Source organism: Gordonia sihwensis NBRC 108236 (assembly GCF_000333035.1).
Taxonomy (GTDB): domain Bacteria; phylum Actinomycetota; class Actinomycetes; order Mycobacteriales; family Mycobacteriaceae; genus Gordonia; species Gordonia sihwensis.
In genome coordinates, this window is the sequence record NZ_BANU01000033.1 from 57,941 (window position 1) to 64,093 (window position 6,153).

Sequence of the window (6,153 nt, forward strand, 5' to 3'; positions counted from 1 at the left end):
GTTGTCAGCAGACACCGACAGTCAATCCTGCTTGATGCGGAATACACCGCGTTCGACCCGCTCGAAATATCGCTCGTCCTGAAGGGTCGAGCGATACGACGACGGTGGGCGTTCGCCGACTTCTGGCTTGATCGCCTCGGCGATCTGCGCGATAGTCGCTGGCTCGCCGCCAAGGCTTGCTAGGTACTCGCGGACGGCTTCCTTGAGCACACCGCGTGGACCACGCTTCTGCGCCACAATGACCATCCCTTCCATGTCAGTCCTGCGCCTTTGGGAAGTCGACGTTAACAGCATGGATGCTGTCGCCCCAATAGGCTCGCGGCGGAGCAGACGGTGTGACAACTGCGGCGGACAGGCGATGCAGGAGCTGTGGAGAGTCCCGGTCGTCTGGCTGATTGCTGCCCCACCTAGGGGACGTGACATCGCGTCGTTTGTCCCACTCGCCCCTGTCCGCGAGTTCCTGGCCGTTGTGACATTCTGTGACATTCAGAAACGCCCGGTGAATCGGAGTTAACCGAAACACCGGGCGTTTCCCCTGCGTATGGCGGTGGCGGAGGGATTTGAACCCTCGGTGGGGGGTTACCCCACACACGCTTTCGAGGCGTGTTCGTGCCCCATCTGGTCCTGCACGAACCTGGGATCCCAGCCATCCTCGAGTAAATGCGTGGCGTACGACCGCCGAAACGAATGCAGATCGACGCCGTCGGGGATACCCAGATCAACACAGTAGCGGCGTACACGACGAAGAAGAGTCGACCCCACCACCAGCCCGCCTCGTTCGCTGGAGAACAGATCAAGACTGTCGGGATCACCTCGGCCGTTGGCGATCCAGTCCTCGATGATCGGAGGCGTCCACCGCCACACCGTCAACACCGAACGGGGTTTCGGAGGTGACCCGCGGAACGCCTTCCCGTACCGGACCTTGCACACGCCGAACTTCCCGAACTCGCGAGCGTGGGGATTGCGGGCGAAGTCCACCAATTGCAGGTGCGTGAGCTCGTTAAACCGCAAGCCGTAGGCGTAGGCGACCTTCATCATCGCGGCGTCCCGGTAGGCCGCCTGCCAGCCCTTCCTGCTGGTCGCACCGATCCGAGCTACCTCATCGTCGGCGTACTCGAACAAGGCTTGAAGCTCGTCCTTGGTGTAAGGGCGCTTGCTCGCCCGCCCGTCGTACTCCTGGACGTGGCTCGCGGTGTTCCAGGCGGAAAAAACCTGGGCCGGGTACGCGTCGAAGAGCTGCTCACAGACGCGGTCCCACCCGTAGTCAGGGTTGCTGATGTAGGAACAGAATGCCCGCAGTGTGCCGTGGTAGCCGCGCAACGTCGAGTGCATCACATGACGAACCGACCGAAGATCGGCGGAAAACTCCTCAACCATCGCCGGTGTCCAGTTCCACGGCTCCTCGTTCGAATGCTCGATGAACCTCTGCACGCAGCGCACTCGCCGATCGATTGTCGAGAACTGCAAGTTCCTGGACAGCTGCTGGTTCCGCCATCCGTCGAGCATCAGCTCGACGACACGCTCCTCCGGCCGCAGAAGCGGCACAGATTCAACCAGATGTACTCGGCCAACCTCATCGATTCGCATCGGAACCTCCACCAGAAACGGTTTCATCTGATGATTCAATGATGCAAAATGACGACGAAATCGATCGAGACCGGGCTACTGCCCACGTCACTCATGGGGCCTCGCCGGAAGGCGGCTGGCCTAACCGGTACGTATCCGCTGGTCCCGACGCCATAGAATGAACGAAGCGCCCGGGCATGGGGGAGCCGCAGTGATTCATCTGTTGCAATACGCAGGGTTCTACTTAACATAAGGTATATTATCGGCTCGACATGTACTGAATAACGTTCGATTCGTAGCGAATACGGACCTGTACGGTCCTAGTGCGCTAGGGTGGGTGGCATGGAGACGAGAAGCATTACGGAGGTCCGCGCCGAGCTGCCTGCACTGGTTCGCGCCCTTGACGCTGATCCGGCAGCTGAAATCGGGATCACGGTCAATGGGCGGCTGGTCGCGAGCGTGGTGAGCGCTCACCGACGGCCGGATGCCAGCTTTCATGGCTGGATCGACACTGGAGGCCACGTGTACTCCCAGCTGACTGAGTCCATGAAAGCGTGCGGGCTCCTCACCGTCGACAACCGAGGACAAGCCCGTATCTGGCGCCATGCAGTTTCCGGGGCTCAACTCGCGGTGGCACCGTCCGGCAACTGGGATGAGTGGGGTACCCCTCGCGTCACGTACTGGCATCCGGCGACCCCAGCGGAGCTCATGGAGATCCGCAGCTGGCACCTCGGTCAATGGGACGGATCAAGCTCTGCTGACTACGGCAACATCCTCGACGATGCCGAACGGCAGCTCGCCAAACGCATCGCCGAGACCGGCTCCGGGGCCTGAGTCGCAGCACTGGCGGAAGAATGCTTCAGCTACCAGGTTTCACAGAACGAGCACAGGGCCGAATTGATCGGACTCGGATTGCGACGGCCGGCCCCGGGCGGTCGCATGCAAAAACTGGCGTCAGAAGAAGCCGATCCGAGATGCCGGACCAAACATTGAACGCCTCCGGTAGATGGCGATCAGTGAGTCACTGGCCGCTCTGCTGCATCGAATCCACGTCCATCCAGACCGTGTCTGATGAGGAGTAAATGAATGAGCGGTGACAACAAAGAGTCCGATTCTGAGGAGCGTGTCATCGAATCAGTCGAAGAACTGCGCTGGTTACGCATGAACGACGAGCTTCTATGGTGGGGACCAAAACGCATGCGCCCGCGACACTCCCCATGCCTCTTCGACACTACGCCGCTCGTCCCCTACTGGGATGACAACGGTCTTCCGACAGGGGGTTACGGGCTGAGGGCTTCTTGTGCGCTTAATGGATGGGTGTTGAATCTCGACGTCGGTCCAGGGGTATTCCCGATCAAAGTCAGACGTAGCGTTTAGTTCCCGGCCGAGTAGTCTTGAGTGCTAATCACCCCGGAAAGTAGACCACGATAGATCGAAGGCCTGCCGCGAGGACCCTGGTCGCGGGGCGCCCAAGAACCTCTTGCCACTAACCGGTGAACCCTCGCCCCGAACACCAGGACTTACTGGTGAATCACGCGAGTGAACTCCAAATATTTATCGCGCAGCAGAAGGCCCCCAACTCGTGAGAAGTTGAGGGCCTTCTTGGGTAAGTCTGGCTTGCGGCTGTTGATGCTTAGAGGTGAGCCAGCTCGATGTGCGGCTCGTCGGGGATGTCAGTCCACGACCCACCCCATACGAGTCCGAGCTCTGCGGCCTTGGCTGCGATCGCCGAGGCCTGCTCGGGGGTGAAAGTCCCGCTCGCGCCCTGGCCGGCGTGGCGTTCGAGATTCAGATCGATTGCGGTGCCGCTGCCGTGATTGCTGTAGCTGACGTTGCTTGGGGGAACCAGTGCCGGCTCGGCCCACGACCAGTCGTCTCCGTTTCCGAGCGACACCGGCTCGATAGCCGCATCGAACCATGTGACGAATGCCTGCAGTTTCTCAGTCGGCGCACCGGGCGCAGTCCAGAACGTGACTCCGTTCACGCTCCACTCGACTGTCTGGTCCTGACTGATCAGGGGGAAACCGTTCTGTGACAGCTCTGCTGCGTGTGCCGGAGCCGAACAGAGAACAGTACCGCCTACGCCTGCCGCGGCGACCATTGTTGCCACGAACGAACGCATGCCAAATTTTGACATTGGTTGCCTACCTTCTGTTGTTGTGTGAGACCGTCCAAATCTCGCTTTCAATACTAATGCCGAAGCTCCTGAGATGACGCAGGAGGCAACCGCATTCAGGCAGGAACGATGAAATCCGCCCTTGACGTGTCCTATTTTAGGACATATGGTGAAGGTACCAGGTAGGGCATGTAGGCCCAGCCGAGGCCCGAAGGGGAATCGCATGACCATCACGCGCACCGACATTCACTCTTACGTCGTCGAAGCGGCCGTAGGAGATGAGTTCGACGCCGAGACTATCGATCGACTCACCGACGCCGTTGTCGAAGCAGCGCCGCTGAGCACATGGTCGCTGCAGGGGACCGAGTACGTGTCTACGGCCCTCGACGTCGAAGCGTTCTGGTCGCTGGTCGAGACGATCACTGCGCGTCCCTCCGACGCGGGACGGACCGACCAGGATGAGACCCTGCAGTGATCCTGCGTGCCACCCAGCTTCCTCAGATTCGCAAGCAGATGGTCGCAGCCCTGCGGGCCGACGCTACCAAGGCCCGATCACTCGACCCCGCGATCTGGGGAAGCGGCCACGACCTCCCTGCACGACTGTGGGACGCCGAAGCAGATGGACTGGAAACGGGCTCCTTGTGGTGGGTCTCCCCCGACATGACGACCCTGGCCCTCGACACGGCACTGTCCGGGAGACGTCTGCCCGAGTGGGAGTTTCCTTCCGAGCACCGCACCGGTCTGGTCGTCTTCGACGGCGGCCTGTCGATGCAGTTGCCGCACAGCGACCGAACCGTCGACGCGATCTCCTGGACCCGATTCGCGGAGGCTCCGCAACATACGGCACTGATGGGTGACTTACGAGTGTCCGGCTGGACGAAGGCTGCGGTGCGCGCTGGCGGCCGAGCCGGGCTCGAGAAGCTGCTGATGCCCGAACCGGCAGACACCACGGACTTGGAGTCGCTGGCGCACATGACAATCAGCATCGGTGAGGCGTTGATGTCGCCGGAAATCGTGCTCTGGCGGATCCTCATTGCAACCATGCTTCTCTCACAGGAACCGAAGGTGGCCGGCACCCGCCCAGCGAACCTCGCTACCGATGGCCACCCACGAGAGACAAGGAACAGGCCGATCCCGGAGGTCACGGTCATCGATCTGCGAACGGTCCGTGATTGGTCGGTCGGCCCGGACGGCACCGCGGCATCGGCCGGCGACCGCCACTACTCGTGCCGGTGGATCGTGCGCGACCACTGGAAGACCTACCACGTCGGCCCGGGCCGCTCACGCAAAGAGGAGCGATGGATCGCCCCCTACGTCGCCGGCCCAGAAGGTGCGCCGCTAATCAGGAAGGAACGAGTGTGGGTATGGAGACGATGACCGGAGCCGAGTTCCGCGTAGCTCGGGAACGACTAGGCGTCACCGGAGCCTGGATCGCCGCCCAACTCGGAGTCCAGGACCGTACTGTCCGCCGCTGGGATGCCGGGACCTCGGTCATCCCGCCGAGAGTCGCCGCCCAGGTCCGCAGCATGCTCGCCGCAACCGACGACTTCATCGACCAAGTCACCGCCGCCATCCGCGAGGACGGCGACACCGTCGTCCCGATCTACATCGATGACGAACAACTCTGGGAACACTGGCCCGACGTGACCTACCCAGCCTCCTGGCACCGCGCGGCCCTCGGCCGCGTCGCCGAACGCATTCCCGGACTCCGCCTTCGGTACATGCACGAGGAGGTCCCCGAATGACCAGTGAGGCCACGCTGCTGCTGCGACTGGCCGGCCCCACCCAAGCCTGGGACGTCCATCGCGCGCAACCCGACTTGACTCGCCGACCAATCAAACGGGACCTGAGCCCCGAACGCCTCGCACCCACGAACACCGGCCTGGCCGGCCTGCTCGGATCAGCCCTGGGCCGCTACCGCATCGCAGGACCACCGCGCCACGCCCGACCGGAGCTCGCCGACCTACTCGCACTCGACATCGTCGTCCGCGCCGACCAACCCGGCCGCGCCCGAACCGAGTTCCGCACGACCCGGCGCCGGACCCAATCCCGAATGATCGTTCAACCCCTGATCGAGTCCGTCCTCGACGACGCCGTGTTCCTCGCCGGGATCGGCGGCGACCGCGCGTTCCTGGATCAGATCGCCGCGGCCCTTCACGCCCCACGATGGGCACTGTTTCTCGGCCGCCGGGAGTATCCACCGACCTACCCTCTCCTGCTCGGCGTCGTCGACGGAGATCCCGTCGACATCCTCCGCGCCCACGACTGGATCGCCGCTCCCTGGTACCGCCGCACACAACCCCGACGCACCGAAGCACGCCTCTACCGCCCACGAGACCAACGCCGCGCCACCGAACTCGGCTACATCCAGATCGACAACCCCGACGGCTACCCCGACCGCATCTCGCCAGGAGCTTGGATCGACGCACTCATCCCGCCGACCAGGAAAGGCTGAGCAAACCCACCTACCT

At 62.6% G+C, this 6,153-nt stretch carries 7 protein-coding genes, 1 tRNA gene and 1 pseudogene; 5 read left to right on the forward strand and 4 right to left on the reverse strand.

Annotation, left to right across the window (positions count from 1 at the left end; translation table 11 throughout):
* Positions 1-21: 21 nt before the first annotated feature.
* The 3 genes and pseudogenes from GSI01S_RS16645 to GSI01S_RS16650 all read right to left on the reverse strand — a co-directional run.
* The gene (locus GSI01S_RS16645) at positions 22-255 is read right to left on the reverse strand and encodes a hypothetical protein (protein WP_006897785.1); all 234 of its coding nucleotides are present in this window, start codon (positions 253-255) and stop codon (positions 22-24) included.
* A gap of 287 nt (positions 256-542) precedes the next feature.
* Positions 543-635, reverse strand: a tRNA-OTHER gene (locus GSI01S_RS20220).
* A pseudogene (locus tag GSI01S_RS16650) lies at positions 598-1,587 on the reverse strand (tyrosine-type recombinase/integrase); the annotation flags it as partial. The gene GSI01S_RS20220 and the pseudogene GSI01S_RS16650, both read right to left, overlap by 38 nt.
* Before the next feature lie 321 nt (positions 1,588-1,908).
* Here GSI01S_RS16650 and GSI01S_RS16655 point away from each other — a divergent pair.
* Positions 1,909-2,400 carry a type II toxin-antitoxin system Phd/YefM family antitoxin gene (locus tag GSI01S_RS16655; RefSeq protein ID WP_006897788.1) on the forward strand — a complete coding sequence of 164 codons (492 nt, stop codon included), beginning with the start codon at positions 1,909-1,911 and terminating at the stop codon, positions 2,398-2,400.
* A 799-nt stretch (positions 2,401-3,199) separates the two neighbouring features.
* On the opposite strand, the gene GSI01S_RS16660 is transcribed toward GSI01S_RS16655, so the two are convergent.
* A complete protein-coding gene (locus GSI01S_RS16660) occupies positions 3,200-3,550 on the reverse strand; it encodes a M15 family metallopeptidase (RefSeq protein ID WP_244874927.1) in 351 nt (116 codons plus the stop codon).
* Between the two features lie 355 nt (positions 3,551-3,905).
* Between GSI01S_RS16660 and GSI01S_RS16665 the strand changes: the two genes are divergently transcribed.
* The 4 genes from GSI01S_RS16665 to GSI01S_RS16680 are packed head-to-tail and all read left to right on the forward strand — an operon-like array spanning position 3,906 to position 6,137.
* The gene (locus GSI01S_RS16665) at positions 3,906-4,157 is read left to right on the forward strand and encodes a hypothetical protein (protein WP_006897791.1); all 252 of its coding nucleotides are present in this window, start codon (positions 3,906-3,908) and stop codon (positions 4,155-4,157) included.
* A complete protein-coding gene (locus tag GSI01S_RS16670; RefSeq protein ID WP_006897792.1) occupies positions 4,154-5,059 on the forward strand; it encodes a hypothetical protein in 906 nt (301 codons plus the stop codon). Before GSI01S_RS16665 ends, GSI01S_RS16670 begins: the two co-directional genes overlap by 4 nt.
* Entirely contained in the window at positions 5,047-5,427 is a 381-nt protein-coding gene (locus tag GSI01S_RS16675; RefSeq protein WP_006897793.1) for a helix-turn-helix domain-containing protein, read from the forward strand. The genes GSI01S_RS16670 and GSI01S_RS16675 overlap by 13 nt, the downstream gene beginning before the upstream one ends.
* Complete coding sequence (locus GSI01S_RS16680; RefSeq protein ID WP_006897794.1) at positions 5,424-6,137, forward strand: type I-E CRISPR-associated protein Cas5/CasD; 714 nt, start codon at positions 5,424-5,426, stop codon at positions 6,135-6,137. The genes GSI01S_RS16675 and GSI01S_RS16680 overlap by 4 nt, the downstream gene beginning before the upstream one ends.
* Positions 6,138-6,153: the final 16 nt, after the last annotated feature.

Coding starts and splice junctions, on each gene's coding strand:
- GSI01S_RS16645 (WP_006897785.1), bottom strand. CDS start 255: ATGGAAGGGATGGTCATTGTGGCGCAGAAGCGTGGTCCACGCGGTGTG.
- GSI01S_RS16655 (WP_006897788.1), top strand. CDS start 1,909: ATGGAGACGAGAAGCATTACGGAGGTCCGCGCCGAGCTGCCTGCACTG.
- GSI01S_RS16665 (WP_006897791.1), top strand. CDS start 3,906: ATGACCATCACGCGCACCGACATTCACTCTTACGTCGTCGAAGCGGCC.
- GSI01S_RS16675 (WP_006897793.1), top strand. CDS start 5,047: ATGGAGACGATGACCGGAGCCGAGTTCCGCGTAGCTCGGGAACGACTA.
- GSI01S_RS16680 (WP_006897794.1), top strand. CDS start 5,424: ATGACCAGTGAGGCCACGCTGCTGCTGCGACTGGCCGGCCCCACCCAA.